Annotated in this window: 15 protein-coding genes; 3 read left to right on the top strand and 12 right to left on the bottom strand. The window is 69.4% G+C overall.

Annotated features, from left to right (window positions below):
- Positions 1-14: 14 nt before the first annotated feature.
- Both ACQP2F_RS10260 and ACQP2F_RS10255 read right to left on the bottom strand, forming a co-directional pair.
- Positions 15-440: an uL11 family ribosomal protein gene (locus ACQP2F_RS10260; protein WP_433302822.1), complete on the bottom strand. Its 426-nt coding sequence runs from the start codon at positions 438-440 to the stop codon at positions 15-17.
- Positions 441-653: 213 nt separating this feature from the next.
- Entirely contained in the window at positions 654-1,451 is a 798-nt protein-coding gene (locus tag ACQP2F_RS10255) for a transglycosylase SLT domain-containing protein (protein WP_433302820.1), read from the bottom strand.
- Between the two features lie 148 nt (positions 1,452-1,599).
- On the opposite strand from ACQP2F_RS10255, the gene typA reads away from it, so the two are divergent.
- On the top strand, positions 1,600-3,468 hold the full coding sequence (typA, locus tag ACQP2F_RS10250; RefSeq protein ID WP_433302818.1) for a translational GTPase TypA: 1,869 nt from the start codon (positions 1,600-1,602) through the stop codon (positions 3,466-3,468).
- 52 nt (positions 3,469-3,520) lie between these two features.
- Here the strand turns inward: typA and ACQP2F_RS10245 are convergent, their stop codons facing one another.
- The 5 genes from ACQP2F_RS10245 to rpsA all read right to left on the bottom strand — a co-directional run bounded on the left by ACQP2F_RS10245 (position 3,521) and on the right by rpsA (position 11,172).
- The gene (locus tag ACQP2F_RS10245; RefSeq protein WP_433302816.1) at positions 3,521-4,516 is read right to left on the bottom strand and encodes a TerC family protein; all 996 of its coding nucleotides are present in this window, start codon (positions 4,514-4,516) and stop codon (positions 3,521-3,523) included.
- 397 nt (positions 4,517-4,913) lie between these two features.
- Positions 4,914-5,870 carry a GNAT family N-acetyltransferase gene (locus ACQP2F_RS10240; RefSeq protein ID WP_433302814.1) on the bottom strand — a complete coding sequence of 319 codons (957 nt, stop codon included), beginning with the start codon at positions 5,868-5,870 and terminating at the stop codon, positions 4,914-4,916.
- Between the two features lie 23 nt (positions 5,871-5,893).
- Positions 5,894-8,014 carry an excinuclease ABC subunit UvrB gene (uvrB, locus tag ACQP2F_RS10235; protein WP_433302812.1) on the bottom strand — a complete coding sequence of 707 codons (2,121 nt, stop codon included), beginning with the start codon at positions 8,012-8,014 and terminating at the stop codon, positions 5,894-5,896.
- 348 nt (positions 8,015-8,362) lie between these two features.
- Positions 8,363-9,553: a dephospho-CoA kinase gene (coaE, locus tag ACQP2F_RS10230; RefSeq protein WP_433302810.1), complete on the bottom strand. Its 1,191-nt coding sequence runs from the start codon at positions 9,551-9,553 to the stop codon at positions 8,363-8,365.
- 116 nt (positions 9,554-9,669) lie between these two features.
- A complete protein-coding gene (gene rpsA, locus ACQP2F_RS10225; protein WP_433302808.1) occupies positions 9,670-11,172 on the bottom strand; it encodes a 30S ribosomal protein S1 in 1,503 nt (500 codons plus the stop codon).
- Between the two features lie 314 nt (positions 11,173-11,486).
- Here rpsA and ACQP2F_RS10220 point away from each other — a divergent pair, with 314 nt between their 5' ends.
- Positions 11,487-12,314: a class I SAM-dependent methyltransferase gene (locus tag ACQP2F_RS10220; protein WP_433307438.1), complete on the top strand. Its 828-nt coding sequence runs from the start codon at positions 11,487-11,489 to the stop codon at positions 12,312-12,314.
- Positions 12,315-12,902: 588 nt separating this feature from the next.
- Positions 12,903-13,124 carry a DUF2945 domain-containing protein gene (locus ACQP2F_RS10215; protein ID WP_433302806.1) on the top strand — a complete coding sequence of 74 codons (222 nt, stop codon included), beginning with the start codon at positions 12,903-12,905 and terminating at the stop codon, positions 13,122-13,124.
- Between the two features lie 365 nt (positions 13,125-13,489).
- Here the strand turns inward: ACQP2F_RS10215 and ACQP2F_RS10210 are convergent, their stop codons facing one another.
- From ACQP2F_RS10210 to ACQP2F_RS10190, 5 genes are all read right to left on the bottom strand, one after another.
- Positions 13,490-13,792 carry an ArsR/SmtB family transcription factor gene (locus tag ACQP2F_RS10210; protein ID WP_433302804.1) on the bottom strand — a complete coding sequence of 101 codons (303 nt, stop codon included), beginning with the start codon at positions 13,790-13,792 and terminating at the stop codon, positions 13,490-13,492.
- A gap of 273 nt (positions 13,793-14,065) precedes the next feature.
- Positions 14,066-16,756: a DNA polymerase I gene (gene polA, locus ACQP2F_RS10205; protein WP_433302802.1), complete on the bottom strand. Its 2,691-nt coding sequence runs from the start codon at positions 16,754-16,756 to the stop codon at positions 14,066-14,068.
- Positions 16,757-16,811: 55 nt separating this feature from the next.
- Positions 16,812-17,576, bottom strand: a complete 765-nt coding sequence (locus ACQP2F_RS10200; RefSeq protein WP_433302800.1) for an amino acid ABC transporter ATP-binding protein — start codon at positions 17,574-17,576, stop codon at positions 16,812-16,814.
- Entirely contained in the window at positions 17,573-18,580 is a 1,008-nt protein-coding gene (locus tag ACQP2F_RS10195; RefSeq protein ID WP_433302798.1) for an amino acid ABC transporter permease, read from the bottom strand. Before ACQP2F_RS10195 ends, ACQP2F_RS10200 begins: the two co-directional genes overlap by 4 nt.
- Positions 18,581-18,584: 4 nt before the next feature.
- Positions 18,585-19,496 carry an ABC transporter substrate-binding protein gene (locus tag ACQP2F_RS10190; RefSeq protein WP_433302796.1) on the bottom strand — a complete coding sequence of 304 codons (912 nt, stop codon included), beginning with the start codon at positions 19,494-19,496 and terminating at the stop codon, positions 18,585-18,587.
- Positions 19,497-19,516 lie beyond the last annotated feature (20 nt).

The following is a 19,516-nucleotide window of genomic DNA, read 5'->3' as shown; positions in this document are numbered from 1 at the left end:
TCACAAGCTGCGGGTCAGCTGGGGACCTTCACGCCCATCGACCGGGCGGTGCCCGCCACGACCTTGATGGCCGCGTCCAGGTCGTTCGCGTTGAGGTCGGGAAGCTTGCGCTCCGCGATCTCCTTGATCTGCTGCTCGCTGAGCGTGCCCACGGTCTGGGTCAGCGGGTTCGACGCGCCGGACTGGATGCCGAGAGCCTTGCGGATCAGGAAGCTGGTCGGCGGCGTCTTGTAGGCCAGCGTGTGGCTGCGGTCCTCGTAGACCGAGACGATGACCGGGATGATCTCGCCCCGGTTCTTCGCGGTGGCCTCGTCGTACTCCACCTTCACGGCACGCATGTTGGCCCCGGTCGGACCAAGCATCTTGCCGAGGTCGACCATCGCGGCGTTACCCGCCTCAAGCGCGAGGGTTACCTCATGGGTCTTCTTCTTGGGCGGCATTGCGTAGGGCTCCTTAGGGTGAGCTGCAAGCCGAAATTATGCAGCTCGCCAGCATCATCAACACACGACAACCCCGGGACCTTACTACCGCGTCGAAGGACGGGTCAAAACGGGTCCCGGGTCTCAGTCGTCAAGTGTAGCTCGCGCCGGGCCGGGCCCTCGGGTGGGGCCGCGGGTGGGGCCGCCGGTGTGGCCGCGGGTGTGACCGCGGGGTCAGTAACTGTCGCAGAAGCACGACCTCATCAGCGCGCGGACGACGCCGACGTAGTCGCTGCTCGGCACCTTCTTGCTCGACCCGGCCGCCTCCACGGTGCCGACCCCGGCGTGGTAGGCGGCGATCACCAGGTTGAGCAGGCACCACGACGACGTCGACGAGCACTTCGACGTACTCAAGCTGTAGTTGTTCTTGAAGTAGAGGTCGCCGATGTACTTCGTCAGCCAGGCCAGGTAGTTGGCGCCGAGGACGGCGTTCTGCTTGTAGTCCTTGACGTCGTAGGACTGCTCGAACCGTGAGTTGATCATCGAGACCGTGTCCGGCATCAGCTGCATGAGGCCGAAGCCGCCGTCGCAGTTCACGATGTTCGACTGCCAGCCGCTCTCGTTCCAGGCGACGCTGCGCACGAGGTCGGACGGCACGGTCAGGGTCGGCGCGCTCTTCGGCCAGTACTTCTTGGCGGCCGCCGCGTTCAGCGCGGACTTCGCCGACTTCTTCGAGACCGCCTTGCCGTCGTAGTGGAAGCAGGCCGCGTGCTCGAAGTTGTTCACCGGCCCGGTCGGCGTCGGCTTGGTGGTCTTGGGCTTCTTGCTCGGCGTCTTCGACGGCTTCGGCGAGGGCGGCTCGGTGGTCGGCTCCTCCTCCGGGGTCGGCGACTCGGTCACCGGCTCGAACGAGGGCTCGTCGGCCGCCGCCGCGGCGGCCGAGCCGGTGTCGTTGTTGTCCTTGTTTCCGGTCAGACCGCACCCGGCGGCGACCACCAGGGCCACCACCACTGCCAGAATCCGTGCACGCATCGACGAACGACCTCCCCGTGAAACGCCGAAGGCGAACGCTAACAGCCGGCGCACAACCTCCGCTGCCCGGCTAACCGGACAAAAAACTCAGGACCGGCCGCTCTACCCCGGACCCGTGACGGCAACCGAGACCGGGGACAATGGAGGCATGCAGACCCGCACCGACCTCCGCAATGTCGCCATCATCGCTCACGTCGACCATGGCAAAACCACCCTGGTCGACGCCATGCTCCGACAGGGCGGACAGTCCCACGCACGCGGCGAGATGACCGACCGCGTCATGGACTCCATGGACCTGGAGCGGGAAAAGGGCATCACCATTCTCGCCAAGAACACGGCCATCAGCTACCAGCCGGTCGACGGCGAGCCGGTCACCATCAACATCATCGACACCCCGGGCCACGCCGACTTCGGCGGCGAGGTCGAGCGCGGCCTCACCATGGTCGACGGGGTGGTGCTGCTGGTCGACGCGTCCGAGGGCCCGCTGCCGCAGACCCGCTTCGTGCTGCGCAAGGCCCTGCAGGCCCGGCTGCCGATCATCCTGGTGATCAACAAGGTGGACCGGCCGGACGCCCGGATCAAGGAGGTGGTCGACGACACGTACGCCCTCTTCTTCGATCTCGACGCCGACGAGTCCCAGATCGACTTCCCGATCGTCTACGCCTGCGCCCGCGACGGCATCGCCTCGCTGGCCCAGCCCGCCGACGGCACGGTCCCGCAGGACAGCGACAACCTCGAGCCGCTGTTCACGACCATCCTCGAGACGATCCCGGCGCCCACCTACCACGAGGAGGCGCCGCTGCAGGCCCACGTGGTCAACCTCGACTCGTCGCCGTTCCTCGGCCGGCTCGCGCTCTGCCGCGTGCACGAGGGCACGATCCGCAAGGGCCAGACCGTCGCCTGGTGCAAGACCGACGGGACGATCAGCAACGTACGCATCTCGGAGCTCCTGATGACCGAGGGCCTCGAGCGCAAGCCGGCCGAGAGCGCCGGCCCCGGCGACATCATGGCCATCGCCGGCATCCCCGAGATCATGATCGGCGAGACCCTGGCCGACGCCGAGAACCCGCAGCCCCTCCCTCTGATCACGGTCGACGAGCCGGCCATCTCGATGGTCCTCGGCACGAACACGTCGCCGCTGGTCGGCAAGGTCAAGGGCAGCAAGGTCACCGCGCGCATGGTGAAGGACCGCCTCGACCGCGAGCTGATCGGCAACGTCTCGCTCCGGGTGCTGCCGACCGAGCGGCCGGACGCCTGGGAGGTCCAGGGCCGCGGCGAGCTCGCGCTCGCCATCCTGGTCGAGCAGATGCGGCGGGAGTCGTACGAGCTGACCGTCGGCAAGCCGCAGGTGGTGACCAAGACGATCGACGGCAAGATCTACGAGCCGGTCGAGCGGCTGACGATCGACGCGCCCGACGAGTTCATGGGCGCGATCACCACGCTGCTGTCCACCCGTAAGGGCCGCATGGAGCAGCTGACCAACCACGGCACCGGCTGGCTGCGGATGGAGTGGCTGGTCCCGGCCCGTGGCCTGATCGGCTTCCGTACCGAGTTCCTGACCGAGACCCGCGGCACCGGCATCATGCACCACCTCTTCGAGGACTACGAGCCGTGGTTCGGCGAGCTGCGCACCCGCAGCAACGGCTCGCTCGTGGCCGACCGGGCCGGCGTGGTGACGGCGTTCGCGATGACCAACCTCCAGGAGCGCGGCCAGCTCTTCGTCGAGCCGACCACCGAGGTGTACGAGGGCATGATCGTCGGCGAGAACTCGCGCCAGGACGACATGGACGTCAACATCACCAAGGAGAAGAAGCTCACCAACATGCGCTCGTCGACGGCGGACGAGACCGAGAAGCTGATCCCGCCGCGCAAGCTGTCGCTGGAGCAGGCGCTCGAGTTCTGCCGCGAGGACGAGTGCGTGGAGGTCACCCCGTCGGCGGTCCGGATCCGCAAGGTCATCCTCGACCAGCAGACCCGGGGGCGTCAGGCGGCCCGGCGCAAGCACGCGCAGAACTGAGTCACGAAAGGCCCGGTTTCCCGTACGGGAACCGGGCCTTTGCCGTTGTTTGTCAGGCCTTGGCGTTGAGTAACTCGCGTTTGCGGTCGCGCGAGGATTTGACCAGGCTCGCGAGCGTGGCGATGCCGAGGGTGCCGATGATCACCAGTAGCGAGAGCCAGATCGGGATCTCCGGGGCCCAGTGGACGCCCTCGCCCCCGTTGATGAACGGCAGGCTGTTGGTGTGCAGCGCCTCGAGGAAGAGCTTGGCGCCGATGAACGCGAGGACCGCGGCCAGGCCGTAGTTGAGGAAGACCAGTCGCTCGAGCAGGCCGCCGAGCAGGAAGTACAGCTGGCGCAGGCCCATCAGGGCGAAGACGTTGGCGGTGAAGACGAGGTACGGCTCCTTGGTGATCCCGAAGATCGCCGGGATGGAGTCGAGCGCGAAGAGCAGGTCGGTGGTGCCGATCGCGATCATCACGATCAGCATCGGCGTGAACAGGCGCCGGCCGCTCCGGGTCACGGTCATCAGCCGGCCGTCACCGAACGACGACGACACCGGGAAGGCCTTCTTCGCCCAGCGGATCAGGACGTTCTCCTTGAAGTCCTCCTCGTCGTTCCCGCCCTCCTTGACCAGCGTGATCGCGGTGTAGACCAGGAAAGCGCCGAAGATGTAGAAGACCCACGAGAACTGGGCGATGAGCGCGGCCCCGGCGGCGATGAACAGCCCGCGCATGACCAGCGCCAGCACGATGCCGATGAGCAGCACCTTCTGCTGGAACTGCCGCGGCACGGCGAACCGGCCCATGATGATCACGAAGACGAAGAGGTTGTCGACGCTCAGCGAGTACTCGGTGAGCCAGCCGGTGTAGAACTCACCCGCGTACTGGCCGCCGGCCGTCACCCAGACGCCGGCGCCGAACAGAACGGCGAGCCCCACATAGAACGCCACCCAGGCGCCCGACTCCTTCATCGAGGGCTCGTGCGGTCGCCGGCCGATGATCAGCAGATCGACGGCCAGAACGGCGACGAGGGCGATGAGGGTGGCGATCCACACCCAGGCGGACACGATCAACGACGACCTCCGGCAGACACGGTTCGACGCTGTGTCCACCCGAGCCGGGCGAGCACAGCGGCGTGCGGCTGTCGGAGGTCTCTTCCGCCGCCCGTGGCGACCGCCGGCCCCGGGTAGCCCACCAGGGCATTCCGTGTTGACGAGACCGGCGCGAGGGAATACTCCCCTCCTACGGCAGCCATTGTGTCTCATCGCGAGACCCAATGGCATGGCACCCCGGAAAAGCGTGGGCCGTCTCTCGGCTCGAACCGCTCATCCGGTCATGTATTTCTCATCAGGGTAGCGCGGGATGGCCGGTGTGGGCGATTCGTTCAGTTCGTTCAGGCGTCCTAGGAACCTAGTCTGTTCGTGTATCGCCCTTGTTCGTGTACCGCCCTTGTTCGTGTGCCCGCTAGTTCGTGTACCGTGCCCGCCGCCCGCGATCCGCGAAGCCGAGCCGCCGGTAGAGCGCGGCCGCGCCCGGATTGTTGACGTTGACGTTGAGCCAGGCCTCGGTCGCGCCGTCGGCCGCCATCCGGGCCAGCGACTCGCACACGAGCGCGGCGCCGAGCCCCCGGCCGCGCACCGCGGGGAGAACGCCGACCTGCACCACCCACCCCAGCGCCGAGGTGATGAAGCCGGCGTCGCCCAGGCCGGGAAGCGTGACCAGAACCGACCACGACGGGCGGAAGTCGTCATCCTCGTCGTATTCGGCGATCCACTCGGCCGCCGGCTCGTCCGGAAAGCCCGGGCGGTCGCGGAAGGCGGCCCGATAGACAGCATGAAAGCGCGAGGCGGTCTCGCCCGACCACTCGCTGAGGGTGGCGCCGGCGGGCCAGATGGCCGGGGTGGCGTCCTTGACCTCGGCCCGCATGACGTCCTCGGCGAAGACCTGCCGGAAACCGCGCGAGACGAACAGCGCGGCGGCCTCGTCGGTGAGCGACTCGCTCTCGATGGTGACTTCGAGAGGCGCCCGCCCCTCCCCGCCCGCGCTGATTTCGGCCGCCGACGCCAGGCATCGGTCCAGCACCTCGGCGCCGAGGCCACGACCGCGCGCGTCAGGGTCGACCAGGCCGGTGACGATCACGCCGTCGCCGGTCGGGCACACCGCACCGGCCGCCAGAAGGGCGCCCGCCGCGACGGCACCAGCCCCCGCGGCCGAACCGCCAGGCGACACGGCGTTGTCCGGCGCGGCCGGGCTGCCCGGAGCGCGGAGGGCGAACGCCCGCCCTCCGTCCGCGGCCCAACGCCGGCGGAGGAACCACGGCTCGGTCGCGAGCGGCATGCCGCCGTCGGCCCGGACGCAGCGCTCCACCAGCCTCAGCAACTCGTCGGGCAGGCCCTCGAGCGTCGTCCAGGCTTCGGTCACCCGTGGAGGCTAGCGAACGATCCCTACTTCACGCCCGCCATATCCATGCCGCGCAGCTCCTTCTTCAGCTCGGACATCTCGTCGCGGATCCGGGCCGCCAGCTCGAACTGCAGCTCGCGCGCCGCGGCCAGCATCTGATCGTTCAGGTCCTGGATGAGCTGGGCCAGCTCGGCCCGGGCCATGCCCTCGCGGGCGGCGCCGCTGGACGCCCGCGCCTTCGACCTGGTCTCGGGCACCGGGGCCTTGCCGCGGGAGATCTGCCGGCCGCCACCGCCGACCATCGGCCCGTTGGCCACCACGGTGTCGGTGTCCTCGGCCTCGCGGTAGATGTCGTCGAGGATGTCGTGGATCTTCTTGCGGAGGGCCTGCGGGGTGATGCCGTTCGCCTCGTTGTGAGCGATCTGCTTGGCCCGCCGCCGGTCGGTCTCCTCGATCGCGTCGCGCATCGACGGCGTGACCTTGTCGGCGTACATGTGGACCTCGCCGGAGACGTTGCGCGCCGCGCGGCCGATGGTCTGGATCAGCGACCGGCCGCTGCGCAGGAAGCCCTCCTTGTCGGCGTCGAGGATCGCCACCAGCGACACCTCGGGCAGGTCGAGGCCCTCCCGCAGCAGGTTGATGCCGACGAGCACGTCGTAGTCGCCCTTGCGCAGCTCCTTCAGCAACTCGACCCGGCGCAGCGTGTCGACCTCGGAGTGCAGGTAGCGCACGCGAATGCCGTTCTCCAGCAGATAGTCCGTGAGGTCCTCGGCCATCTTCTTGGTCAGCGTGGTCACCAGCACCCGCTCGTCGCGCTCGGTGCGCAGCCGGATCTCGTGCATCAGGTCGTCGATCTGGCCCTTGGTCGGCTTGACCACCACCTGGGGGTCGACCAGGCCGGTCGGCCGGATCACCTGCTCGACGAACTCGCCCTGCGCTTGCTGCATCTCCCACGGCCCGGGGGTCGCGGAGAGGAACACCATCTGGCCGACCCGCTCGAGGAACTCGTCCCACCGCAGCGGTCGGTTGTCGGCGGCGCTGGGCAGCCGGAACCCGTGCTCGATCAGGATGCGCTTGCGGGACGCGTCCCCCTCGTACATGCCGCCGATCTGCGGGATCGTCTGGTGCGACTCGTCGATGACGGTGACGAAGTCGTCGGGGAAGTAGTCGAGCAGGGTGAACGACGGCTCCCCGGGCGACCGCCCGTCCATGTGCATCGAGTAGTTCTCGATGCCGTTGCAGAAGCCGACCTGCCGCATCATCTCGACGTCATAGGTGGTACGCATCCGCAGGCGCTGCGCCTCGAGCAGCTTGCCCTGGCGCTCGAGCTCGGCCAGCCGCTCCTCGAGCTCGGCCTCGATGCCGCGGATCGCCTTCTCCATCCGCTCCGGGCCGGCGACGTAGTGCGAGGCCGGGAAGATGATCAGCTCGTCGACCTCGCGGATCACCTCGCCGGTCAGCGGGTGCAGGTAGTACAGCTTCTCCACCTCGTCGCCGAACAGCTCGACGCGGACGGCCAGCTCCTCGTACGCCGGGATGATCTCCAGCGTGTCGCCGCGCACCCGGAAGGTCCCCCGCTGGAAGGCCATGTCGTTGCGCGCGTACTGGATGTCGACCAGGCGGCGCAGCAGCTTGTCGCGCTCGACCTCCTCGCCGACCTTGAGCCGCACCGAGCGGTCGACGTACTCCTGCGGGGTGCCCAGGCCGTAGATGGCGCTGACCGTGGCCACCACGATCACGTCGCGCCGGGTCAGCAGCGACATGGTCGCCGAGTGGCGCAGGCGCTCGACCTCTTCGTTCACCGAGGAGTCCTTCTCGATGTACGTGTCGGTCTGCGCGATGTAGGCCTCGGGCTGGTAGTAGTCGTAGTAGCTGACGAAGTATTCGACCGCGTTGTTGGGCAGGAGCTCGCGGAACTCCTTGGCCAGCTGCGCGCAGAGGGTCTTGTTGGGGGCGAGCACCAGCGCCGGCCGCTGCAGCCGCTCGATCAGCCACGCGGTCGTCGCGCTCTTGCCCGTGCCGGTGGCGCCGAGCAGCACCGTGTGCCGATCGCCGCGCCGGACACGCCGCTCGAGCTTGTCGATCGCCGCGGGCTGGTCACCGGCCGGCTGGAACTCGCTGATGACCTCGAAGCGGCCATCGCGGACGGGGATGTCGAGAGGCATGGGACCACCGTACGTCGGGGGTATGACAACTTCTGCGAACCCCGTGCTGAGGGTGCACATTCCCGCTGTTGTCCGGCCTTGCGGGGCTCGCCTAGCCTGTTCGGGTAGGCCGCTCGCGGCGGCCGCCCGGCTCCGCCGACGGATCACCACACGGTCCGTGCGGGCCGGCCCGTGGTCGATGCGCCCCGGCTCTCCGGGCGAGCGCACCCACGGTGGTCGCGCTGAGCGCAGACCGGCCGCCGCGAGCGCCTAACCATTCCCCGAGCCGCTTGTCCGTTCCCGAGCCGGCTGTCCATTCCCGAGCCGGCTGTCCATTCCCGAGCCGGCTGCCCATTCCCGAGCCGGTTGTCACTGCCCGGGATCCGGCTGCCACCCCACCTCTTCGGCCCAGTCGTCGGCGGCCCGCGCCTCGGCGTCGAACCAAGGCTCCTTGGCTTCCCCGTACGCGTACCGGTCGGCGTGCTCGACCGCCCATCGCGCCTTGGCCGCCGCGTATTCCTCCCGCGCCGCCGGCACCGCCCGCAGGTGGTCCCGCATGAGCAGCGCGAACCGCCACCCCGGCGACCCGTGCACCCGGACGTGCAGGTTGACCGGCCGCCCCGGATCGGCGCTGCCGTGCAGCCGCTTCGGCCAGGTCACGCCCGGGACACCTCGCGCGTTGTCGGCCCACTCGCCCTCGCGCCGGGGAAAGCCCGCCTCCCCCAGCCGCTCGGCCAGCGCGTCCGCCTCGTCGAGCGTCCGCACGGCCAGCATCAGGTCGATGATGTCCTTGGCCGGCAGGTCCGGCACCGCGGTCGAGCCGATGTGGCTCACCCGGGCGGTCTCACCGATCGCGTGCCGCAACCGGGCCATCAGCCGCGCCGCCTGGACCGGCCACTCCGGGTCCGGCTCGGCGATCCGCAGCTCGGTCTCGGGCCGGGCCCGGGTGCCGAGCCGCACGTGCTCCTCGAACGGCACCAGCCGCTCCCGGAAGATCCGGTCCACCTTGGCGTGCAGCTCGGCGAGCGTCCCGTTGTTCTCGATCACCACGTCGCACGCGGCCCGCCGCTGCGCATCGTCCGCCTGCGCGCCGATCCGGGCGACGGCCTCCTCCCGGGTCATCCCGCGCGTCTCGGTGAGACGACAGATGCGCAGGTCACGCCGGGCCTCCACGACCAGGACGAGGTGGTACGTCGGTGGCAGCCCCGTCTCGACCAGGAGCGGCACGTCGTTCACCACGATCGCGTCCGCGGGCGCCTCCACGATCAGTTCGGCGGTCCGGGCCCGTACGCGCGGATGAATGATCTTCTCGAGCCGCCGCCGGGCCGCCTCGTCGCCGAACACCTTGGCGCCCAGCGCCGCCCGGTCGAGGTCGCCCTCCGGGGTCAGCACGCCGGCGCCGAACGTCCCGACGATCTCGGCCAGACCGGGCGTGCCGACGGCCACCACCTCGCGGGCCAGCCGGTCGGCATCGATGATCACCGCACCGAGGTGGGCGAGCCGCTGCGCCACCGCGCTCTTGCCCGCTCCGATGCCGCCCGTCAACCCGACCCTCAGCACCTACCGAGTATCTCAGTTGCCGGTGAGCAAACAAACAACGGCGAAAGGCCGCCCCGGCCGGAGCCGGGACGGCCTTTCACATGACGCAGAACTTGCTTGCCGCCTTGCTTGCCGCCTTACTTGCCGCCGGCGAGCTTCTCGCGCAGAGCGGCGAGGGCCTCGTCGGTGGCCAGCGTGCCGGACGGCTCCTCGGCGGCGCGCGCCGGGGCCGGCGAGCTCGACGAGGTGGTCGTGCCGGTCGGAGCGCTCGCCGCGGCCGGAGCCGGGTTGAGCGCGGCCTCGGCGTCGGCCTCGCGGGACGCCTGCACCTGCTTGGTGTGGGCCTCCCAGCGCTCGCGGGCGTCGGCGTACTGCTTCTCCCAGGCCTCGCGCTGCTTGTCGAAGCCCTCGAGCCACTCGCCCGTCTCCGGGTCGAAGCCCTCCGGGTAGATGTAGTTGCCCTCGTTGTCGTACGTGGCGGCCATGCCGTACAGCGTCGGGTCGAAGTGCTCCTCGCCCTCGACGAAGTTCTCGTTGGCCTGCTTGAGCGACAGCGAGATCCGGCGACGCTCGAGGTCGATGTCGATGACCTTGACGAGGACGTCGGAGCCCACCTGCACGACCTGCTCGGGCAGCTCGACGTGCCGCTCGGCCAGCTCGGAGATGTGCACCAGGCCCTCGATGCCGTCGTCGACCCGGACGAACGCGCCGAACGGAACCAGCTTGGTGACCTTGCCCGGGACGATCTGGTTGATCGCGTGGGTGCGGGCGAACTGGCGCCACGGGTCTTCCTGGGTCGCCTTCAGCGACAGCGAGACGCGCTCGCGGTCCAGGTCGACGTCGAGCACCTCGACCTCGACCTCCTGGCCGACCTCGACGACCTCGGACGGGTGGTCGATGTGCTTCCAGGAGAGCTCGGACACGTGCACCAGGCCGTCGACCCCACCGAGGTCGACGAAGGCGCCGAAGTTGACGATCGAGGACACGACGCCCTTGCGGACCTGGCCCTTCTGCAGCTTGTTGAGGAACTCGGTGCGAACCTCGGACTGCGTCTGCTCGAGCCACGCGCGGCGGGACAGGACCACGTTGTTGCGGTTCTTGTCCAGCTCGATGATCTTCGCCTCGAGCTCCCGGCCCACGTACGGCTGGAGGTCGCGGACGCGGCGCATCTCGACCAGCGAGGCCGGAAGGAAGCCGCGGAGACCGATGTCGAGGATGAGGCCACCCTTGACGACCTCGATGACGGAACCGCGGACGACGCCGTCGTCTTCCTTGATCTTCTCGATCGTGCCCCAGGCGCGCTCGTACTGCGCGCGCTTCTTGGACAGGATCAGGCGGCCTTCCTTGTCCTCCTTGGTGAGAACAAGAGCCTCGATGTGGTCACCGACCGACACCACTTCCGCGGGGTCCACGTCATGCTTGATCGACAACTCACGCGAGGGGATCACGCCCTCGGTCTTGTAGCCGATGTCGAGCAGGACCTCGTCCCGATCGACCTTGACGACGGTGCCTTCGACAATGTCGCCGTCGTTGAAGTACTTGATGGTCTCGTCGATCGCGGCGAGGAACGCCTCCTCGGATCCGAGGTCGTCGACGGTGACCTTGTTGGCGCTCGAGGTGGCCTCGATGCTGCTCGTCATGTGGACAGTTGCTCCGAACGGATGGTTTTGTGGTGTCTCGCGCGCTCCGCGGAACTGCCGCCGGGCACGGCACGAACGAGCGAGACGATCACCAACGATTAGTCAGGACCACACGCAGTCGATCATGCCGAGACCGACGACCACGGAGCCTGCTCCCTGCCGAGGCACACGATCCGCGAGCGCATCGACTAGCTTACCGTGCGCATTACCACAGGTTGCAAGCCCTCCTCACGACGGCGGCACAATGTTCGGCGGAAACCTCGAACCGTGCCCGTAATATGCCGATCCGGACTCTGTCGTACGGTTGACCGGTGATCGACACTCCGGCGCCGTCGCGCCGCCCGGTTACCGACGACGAGAGCCGGCGCGCCAGCCGCGGCTGGTGGGATTTAGACGCGGACGACTACCAGGCCGAGCACGGCGCCTTCCTGGGCGACGCCGACTTCGTGTGGTGCCCGGAAGGCCTGCGTGAGGCCGATGCGCACCTGCTCGGCGACGTGCGCGGGCGCCGGGTGCTGGAGCTGGGCGCGGGCGCCGCGGCGGCGGCCCGCTGGCTCGACGGCCAGGGCGCCGAGGTGACGGCGATGGATCTCTCGGCGGGCATGTTGCGGCAGGCGGTGGCGGGGGCTTCCCGGTCCGGCGTACGCGTTCCGCTCGTGCAAGCCGACGCGCTGGCGCTCCCGTTCGCGGACAGCGTATTCGACATCGTCTGCACCGCCTTCGGAGCGATCCCGTTCGTGGCCGACTCCGCCGCGGCGATGCTCGAGGTGGCGCGTGTGCTGCGGCCCGGCGGAAGCTGGGTGTTCTCGATCACGCACCCGATGCGCTGGATCTTCTGGGACGAGCCCGACGAGAGCGGCCTGGTCGCCCGGAACTCGTACTTCGACCGCCGCCCGTACGTGGAGACCGACGACGAGGGCCGCCCGACGTACGTCGAACAGCACCGAACCCTGGGCGACCGCATCCGCGAGCTGGTCGCCGCCGGCTTCGTGCTGCGCGATTTGATCGAGCCGGAGTGGCCGGCCGGCCACGAGCAGGTCTGGGGCCAGTGGAGCCCGCTGCGCGGCAGGCTGTTCCCCGGCACCGCCATCTTCGTCGCCGACCTGCCCGGCCCGCACCCCACCACCGGCCCCCGCCACTGACCGTCCCGCGGGCCGCGCCACCTCCGCCGGTCGCACCCACCCGCCCGCCGCTCCGTCGCACGGATCCGCCCGCCCGCCGCTCCGTCGCACGGATCCGCCCGCCCGCCGGTCCGCCGCACGGATCCGCCCGCCCGCCGGTCCGCCGCACCGATCCGCCCGCCCACCGCCACGTCACACGGATCCGCCCACCCACCGCTACGCCGCACCGATCCGCCCGCCCACCGCTACGTCACACGGATCCGCCCACCCACCGCTCCGTCACACGGATCCGCCCACCCACCGGTCCGCCGCACGGATCCGCCCGCCGGTCACACCCGCCCCTCCTCGCCACCCGGCACTGCGAGGCGCGTCCGTCCCAGCCCGGCACGCCGCATCATCGGCCCTCGAAGTCATCAAGATCGGGGAGGCGACGGCCAGCCCTCCGGCACGCTGATGAGTTCCGGTGCCACCCCGCACCGGCACTCATCAAGATCGCGGAAAGGCTGCGCGTGAAGATTGCGGGGCGCTACCAGCGAGCGCCATTGCGGCGGCCAGGCAGCCAGCTCGCCGTCACCGTTTCCGGGGGCGGGTGGCGGGTATGCGACCGGGGTGAGCAACGAGAAGAAGGACCTCAGCAAGGGTGACAAGGTGACCTGGCGCAGCCACGGCCAGACCGTCGAAGGCACCGTCGAGCAGAAGATCACCAAGCGCACCGAGGCCGCCGGGCGTGAGGTGGCGGCGTCGCCCGAGGAGCCGCAGTACCGGGTCACGAGCGACAAGACCGGGAAGGACGCGGTTCACAAGCCCGGGTCGCTCCACCGCCGCGGCTGATCACCGCAGGGCAGCGCGTTCCGATGCCGGGCAGGGCGTCGATCCGACGCGACGCATTGCCGCGTGAAGGCGGGGGCGCGTCGCTACGGCGCTTCGGCGCGGGCGGGTGGGACGGCGCAGCGAAGGCGCTCGGCGCGTGGGCGCGGGCGGCGGAGCGGCGAGCGGCCGACCGGTGAGAAGTGTGGCGGCGGGGCCGGCGAGCGGCGAAGCCGACGCGAAGTGGCGGCGGGGCCGGCGAGCGGCGAAGCCGACGCGAAGTGGTGGCGGGCCCGGCGAGCCGCGGAGCCCACGAGAGGCGCGGCGCCGCGGCCGGCGAGAAGTGCGGCGCCGCGGCACGGCCCGCCAGAAGCGCGGCGGTGGGCGGGTCAGCCGCCGCCGCTGATGATGCTTCCGGCGTCCAGCAACGCGGCCAGGACCGTCAAGCCGGCGGGGATCAGGCGGTAGTAGACCCACGTGCCGCGGCGGTCGCTGTCTACCAGGCCCGCCTCGCGCAGGACGCGCAAGTGGTGGGAGATGGTGGGGCCGGTCAGGTGGAAGGCGCCGGTCAGGTCGCAGACGCAGACCTCGCCGCCGCCGGCCGAGGCGATCATCGAGAGCAGGCGGAGCCGGACCGGGTCGCCGAGCGCCTTGAACATCGGGGCGAAGCGGCTCGCCTGCGCGGGATCCATCGGGCTGTTAGTGAGCGGCCCGCCGGCGACAGCGGCGACTGTCTCCTCGGAGTGTTTCCTCACCATCGTTCCCGCCTTACTGGTCGTTACACGTACCGCGGGGCGAACATTACCTCCCCGAGCCCGTGGGCGTCACCGCGCCCACGGGCACGGATCGATCAACGCGAGCTGTGAGAAGCCCGCGAATCCGGCTCGATGAGGATTATTCGGGGCGGTGGAGACCCAGTCGCTGACCTGCGGCGAGCGGGACTCAAGGTGTGCCCCGAACAACCCTCAATGGTCGGCGCCGTTCCAGTCGCGGCCGGAACCGACCGAGACCTCGAGCGGCACCGACAGCGGGTGCGCGCCGCCCATCTCACGCCGCACCAGCGCCTCGAGCGCCTCCCGCTCGCCGGGCGCCACGTCGAAGACCAGCTCGTCGTGGACCTGCAGCAGCATGCGCGAGCGCAGGCCGGACTCCTTGATCGCGGCGTCCACCCGGAGCATGGCGACCTTGATGATGTCGGCGGCCGAGCCCTGGATCGGCGCGTTGAGGGCCATCCGCTCGGCCATCTCGCGGCGTTGCCGGTTGTCGCTGGAGAGATCCGGCAGGTACCGCCGGCGACCCATGATGGTGGCCGTGTAGCCGTCCTGCACGGCCCGGCGCACCACTGCCTGCAGATAATCGCGAACGCCACCGAACCGCTCGAAATACTCCTCCATCAGGCCACGCGCCTCGTCGACCGCGATGCTGAGCTGGTTGGAGAGGCCGAACGCCGACAACCCGTACGCGAGCCCGTAGTTCATGGCTTTGATCTTGCGGCGCTGGTCGGGGACGACCTCCTCGACCGGCACGTGGAAGACCGACGACGCCGTGGCCGCGTGGAAGTCGAACGCCGAGTTGAACGCGGCGATCAGCGCCTCGTCGCCGGACAGGTGCGCCATGATGCGCATCTCGATCTGGCTGTAGTCGGCGGTCATCAGCTGCTCGAAGCCGGGCCCGACCACGAACGCGCGCCGGATGCGGCGGCCCTCCTCGGTGCGGATCGGGATGTTCTGCAGGTTCGGGTCGGTCGACGACAGCCGGCCGGTGGCGGCGACGGTCTGGTTGAACGTGGTGTGGATGCGGCCGTCGTCGGAGACCGACTTGAGCAGGCCGTCGACCGTCGACTTGAGCTTGGCCACGTCACGGTGACGCAGCAGGTGGGCCAGCAGCGGATCGCCGGTCTGCGCGAACAGGCTCTGCAGCGCGTCGGCGTCGGTGGTGTAACCGGACTTGATGCGCTTGGTCTTGGGCAGGCCCCGCTCGTTGAACAGGATCTCCTGCAGCTGCTTGGGCGAGCCGAGGTTGAACTCGCGGCCGACCACCTCGTGCGCGGCCTGCTGTGCGGCCTTCACCTCGGCCGCGAAGTGGGCCTCGAGCTCGGACAGGTACTCGGTGTCGGCGGCGATGCCCAGGTGCTCCATCTCGGCCAGGACCCGCGACAGCGGCTGCTCGACCTCGGTGAGCAGGGCCTGCGACTCGCCGCCGTCGCGCGAGAGCTCCTCGGTGAGCACGTCGGCCAGGTCGAGGGTGGCCCGGGCCCGCAGCATCAGGTTTTCCTCGGCCGCGCCCTGGTGGCCGAGCCCGTCCAGGGTGAGCTGGCCGTTGTCGGGCTCCTCGACCCGCAGCTCGCGCTTGAGGTAGCGCAGGGCGAGGTCGGTCAGGTCGTAGGCGCGCTGGTCGGGCTTGGCGAGATAGGCGGCCAGCGCGGTGTCGACCCGGACGCCCTCGAGCGTCCAGCCGTGCGCGCGCATGGCCAGCGAGGCGGGCTTGGCGTCGTGCACGACCTTGGGCCGGTCGGGGTCGATCAGCCACAGGGCCACGGCCTGCTCGTCGGCCTCGTCGAGCGCGGCCGGGTCGAACCAGGCGGCCGGCCCGTCGCCGGTGGCGACCGCGATGCCGGTGAGCGAGCCGGTACCGCGCCCGAAATGTCCGCTCACGGCGACGCCGACCGGGGCCGCCGCGGCGTGCTGACCGAGCCAGGCGCCGACCTCACCCGGGCGCAGGACCGAGCCGGACAGGTCGAAGCCGGACTCCGCCTCGGGCTCGACGGCCTCCAGGTACGAGTACAAGCGCTCGCGCAGCACTCGGAACTCGAGCGCGTCGAAGACCTGGTGCACGGCCTCGCGGTCCCAGCCGTGCCACTTCACGTCTTCCGGCTTCAGCGGCAGCTCGAGGTCGCACACCAGCGCGTTGATCTCGTAGTTGCGCAGCACGTCGGCCAGGTGGGCGCGCAGGTTCTCGCCGGCCTTGCCCTTGATCTTGTCGACGTTCGCCACGATGCCGTCGAGGCCGCCGTACTCATTGATCCACTTGGCCGCGGTCTTGTCGCCGACGCCGGGCACGCCGGGCAGGTTGTCGCTGGCCTCGCCGACCAGGGCGGCCTTGTCGCGGTAGCGCTCGGGGCGCACGAAGTACTTCGCCTCGATGGCGTCGGGCGTCATGCGCCAGACCTCGGAGACGCCGCGCACCGGGAAGAGGATCGTGGTGTGCTCGTCGGCGAGCTGGAAGGCGTCGCGGTCGCCGGTGGAGATGATGACCTCCATGCCGGCCGCCCGGCCCTGCTTCGCAAGGGTGCCGATCACGTCGTCGGCCTCGTAGCCGGGCTTTTCCACGACCGGGATGCGCAGCGCCTCGAGGATCTCCTTGATCAGGCTGACCTGACCCTGGAACGGCTGCGGCGTCTCGGACCGGCCGGCCTTGTAATCCGCGTACTTCTCGGTGCGGAACGAGACCCGGGAGACGTCGAACGCGACCACGATGTGCGTCGGTTTCTCGTCACGCAACATGTTGATCAACATGGAGGTGAAGCCGAACACCGCGTTCGTCGGCTGCCCGGTCTGGGTGCTGAAGTTTTCCACCGGCAGCGCGAAGAAGGCCCGGTACGCCAGCGAGTGGCCGTCGAGCAGCAGCAAACGGGGGGTCAGGGCGTCGTCGCTCACGTCCAGGAACTCTAGACCCGAGGTACGACAGAAAGGCCGACCGCCCCGGTCGCCTTTACAACACTTTGCTGAGGAATGCCTTGGTTCGTTCGTGTTGCGGATTCGCGATGATCTCGGACGGCGGGCCCTGCTCGACCACGACGCCGCCGTCCATGAAGACGACGTTGTCGCCGACCTCGCGGGCGAAGCCGATCTCGTGGGTCACCACGACCATGGTCATGCCGTCGCGGGCCAGGTCCTTCATGACGTCGAGGACCTCGCCGACGAGCTCCGGGTCGAGCGCGCTGGTCGGCTCGTCGAACAGCATCAGCTTGGGCCGCATCGCCAGCGCCCGGGCGATCGCCACTCGCTGCTGCTGGCCGCCGGAGAGCTGACCGGGGTAGCTGCCCTTCTTGTCCCCGAGGCCGACCCGCTCCAAGAGGCCGGCCGCGCGATCGCGTACGGCCGCCTTGTCCTCCTTCTTCACCCGGCAGGGCGCCTCCATGACGTTCTGCAGGACCGTCATGTGCGGGAAGAGGTTGAAGCGCTGGAAGACCATGCCGATCTGCTGCCGCTGGCGGGCGACGTCGCCGCTCTTCATCTCGTGCAGCTTGCCGCCGCGCTCGTGGTAGCCGACCAGGTCGCCGTCCACGAAGATCTTGCCCGCGTTGATCTTCTCGAGGTGGTTCACGCAGCGCAGGAACGTCGACTTGCCGGAGCCGGACGGGCCCAGCACGCAGCACACCTCGCCCGACCGGACCACCAGGTCGACGCCCTTGAGCACCTCGAGCGAGCCGAACGACTTGTGCACGTTGTCGGCGCGCACCATCTCCGCTGTCATGTTGCTCCTCCGCCCTCGGTGGCGACCCGGCCGCTGCTTTCGACCTCGATGTCCCGGAGCTTCTGCCGGGCCCGGCTGCTCGAGCCGTAGCCGCGGCCGAAGTGCCGCTCCAGGAAATACTGACCGATCATCAGGATCGTGCACAGGATCAGGTACCAGATCACGGCGGCCACCAGGACCGGGAACACCACGAACGTACGGGCCTTGATCGCATTGAGCTGGAAGAACAGCTCCACGCTGACCGGCACGAAGGCGACCAGCGAGGTGTCCTTGACCATCGCGATGACCTCGTTGCCGGTGGGCGGCACGATCACCCGCATCGCCTGCGGCAGCACCACCCGGCGCAGCACCTGCCCGCGGGAGAGGCCGAGCGCGGTCGCGGCCTCGGCCTGGCCCGGGTCGACCGACTGGATGCCGGCCCGGACGATCTCGGCCATGTACGCGGCCTCGGACAGCCCGAGGGCGAGCATGCCGGCCACGAACCCGGCCAGCAGGTCACTCGCCTTGACGCTGTAGAACTGCGCGTTCAGGTCGTCGATGCCGAACAGCTTGCCGATCTGCTGGTCGAACGGCAGGCCGAAGCCGATCCGGTTCCACAGGATGTTCAGGTTGCCGAAGAGCACCGCGAGCACGAGCCGCGGCACCGCCCGGAAGAACCAGGTGTAGACGAAGGCGACGGCCTTGAGGATCGGATTGTCGGACAACCGCATGATCGCCAGGATCACGCCGAGCACCACGCCGATCAGCATCGACGTGACCGTCAGCAGGATGGTGCCGCGCAGGCCCTCCAGCACCGGGCCGGTGAACATGACGCCGCGCTTGCCCGGCTCGTACGAGACGAAGATGAACTTCCAGTCGAACTGCTCGTTCGTCACCAGCACGTGCAGGAACATCGCGGTCAGCACCGCGATCACCGCGATCAGCACCCAGCGTCCGGGGTGCCGGACGGGCACGGCCTTGATCGGTTCAGGCCGTGCCCGCTCGGTCGTTGTCGGCTCGGTCATCGACTCAGGACGCGGGGTTCACCGCGGGGCTGGTGATCGCGCCCGCCTCGACGCCCCACTTCGACAGGATCGTCTTGTAGGTGCCGTCGGTGATCAGCGCCTGGAGCGCGCCCTGCACCGCCGCGCCCATCGTGTCGGCCTGGTCCTTGGGCAGCACGTAGCCGTACGGCGCCGAGTCGTAGATGTCGCCGACCAGCTCGAGCTGGCCGTTGGTCTGCTTCACCGCGTACGCGCAGACCGGCGAGTCGGCCAGCATGGCGTCGTCCTTGCCGGTCACCACGGCGTTGGTGGCGTCCGACTGGGCCTGGTACTGGTCGATCGTGATCTTGGCCTTGCCGCCGTCGGTGCACTTCTTGGACCGGGCCGCGATGTCGTCGGCCTGGACCGTCGACGTCTGGACCGCGATCTTCTTGCCGCACGCGTCGTCGGCGTTGATGCTGGCGCCCTTCTTGGCCGCCCACTGCGTGCCGGCGTTGAAGTAGCTGACCATCGTGACCTGCTTGAGGCGGTCCGGGTTGATCGTGAAGGACGAGACGCCGGCCGCGTACTTCTTGCTGGTCACGCCCGGGATGATGCTGTCGAACGAGGCCGACTGCCACTCGGTGGTGAGGCCCAGCTTCTGGGCGACCGCGTTGAACAGGTCCACGTCGAAGCCGATGACGGTCTTGCCGTCGGCATCCAGAAACTCACTCGGCGCGTACGTCGAGTCGGTCCCGATGACGAGCTTGCCGGCCGACTTGATGTCGGCCGGGACCTTGTCGGCCAGGCTGGTGTCGGCCGAGGCGCTGGAGACCGGGGCCGAGCCCGTCCCGGAGCCGTCGCCGGACTCCGAACCGCAGGCGGCGACCGAGGTGGTCAGCGCCGCCGCGAGGGCCAGGCCGAGGATCGCCCGCCGGCCAGGGGTGGTGCGGAACATGGGGATATCTCCTCTGCGAG

The sequence above is a fragment of the Actinoplanes sp. CA-030573 genome, from assembly GCF_050951115.1.
Lineage (GTDB): Bacteria > Actinomycetota > Actinomycetes > Mycobacteriales > Micromonosporaceae > Actinoplanes.
This window is presented reverse-complemented; position numbering and strand designations above follow the sequence as displayed.

Excerpts from the sequence above, each read along its gene's own strand:
- ACQP2F_RS10260 (WP_433302822.1), bottom strand. The coding sequence starts at position 440 with ATGCCGCCCAAGAAGAAGACCCATGAGGTAACCCTCGCGCTTGAGGCG.
- ACQP2F_RS10255 (WP_433302820.1), bottom strand. The coding sequence starts at position 1,451 with ATGCGTGCACGGATTCTGGCAGTGGTGGTGGCCCTGGTGGTCGCCGCC.
- typA (WP_433302818.1), top strand. The coding sequence starts at position 1,600 with ATGCAGACCCGCACCGACCTCCGCAATGTCGCCATCATCGCTCACGTC.
- uvrB (WP_433302812.1), bottom strand. The coding sequence starts at position 8,014 with ATGCCTCTCGACATCCCCGTCCGCGATGGCCGCTTCGAGGTCATCAGC.
- rpsA (WP_433302808.1), bottom strand. The coding sequence starts at position 11,172 with ATGACGAGCAGCATCGAGGCCACCTCGAGCGCCAACAAGGTCACCGTC.
- ACQP2F_RS10210 (WP_433302804.1), bottom strand. The coding sequence starts at position 13,792 with ATGGATCCCGCGCAGGCGAGCCGCTTCGCCCCGATGTTCAAGGCGCTC.
- ACQP2F_RS10200 (WP_433302800.1), bottom strand. The coding sequence starts at position 17,576 with ATGACAGCGGAGATGGTGCGCGCCGACAACGTGCACAAGTCGTTCGGC.
- ACQP2F_RS10195 (WP_433302798.1), bottom strand. The coding sequence starts at position 18,580 with ATGACCGAGCCGACAACGACCGAGCGGGCACGGCCTGAACCGATCAAG.
- ACQP2F_RS10190 (WP_433302796.1), bottom strand. The coding sequence starts at position 19,496 with ATGTTCCGCACCACCCCTGGCCGGCGGGCGATCCTCGGCCTGGCCCTC.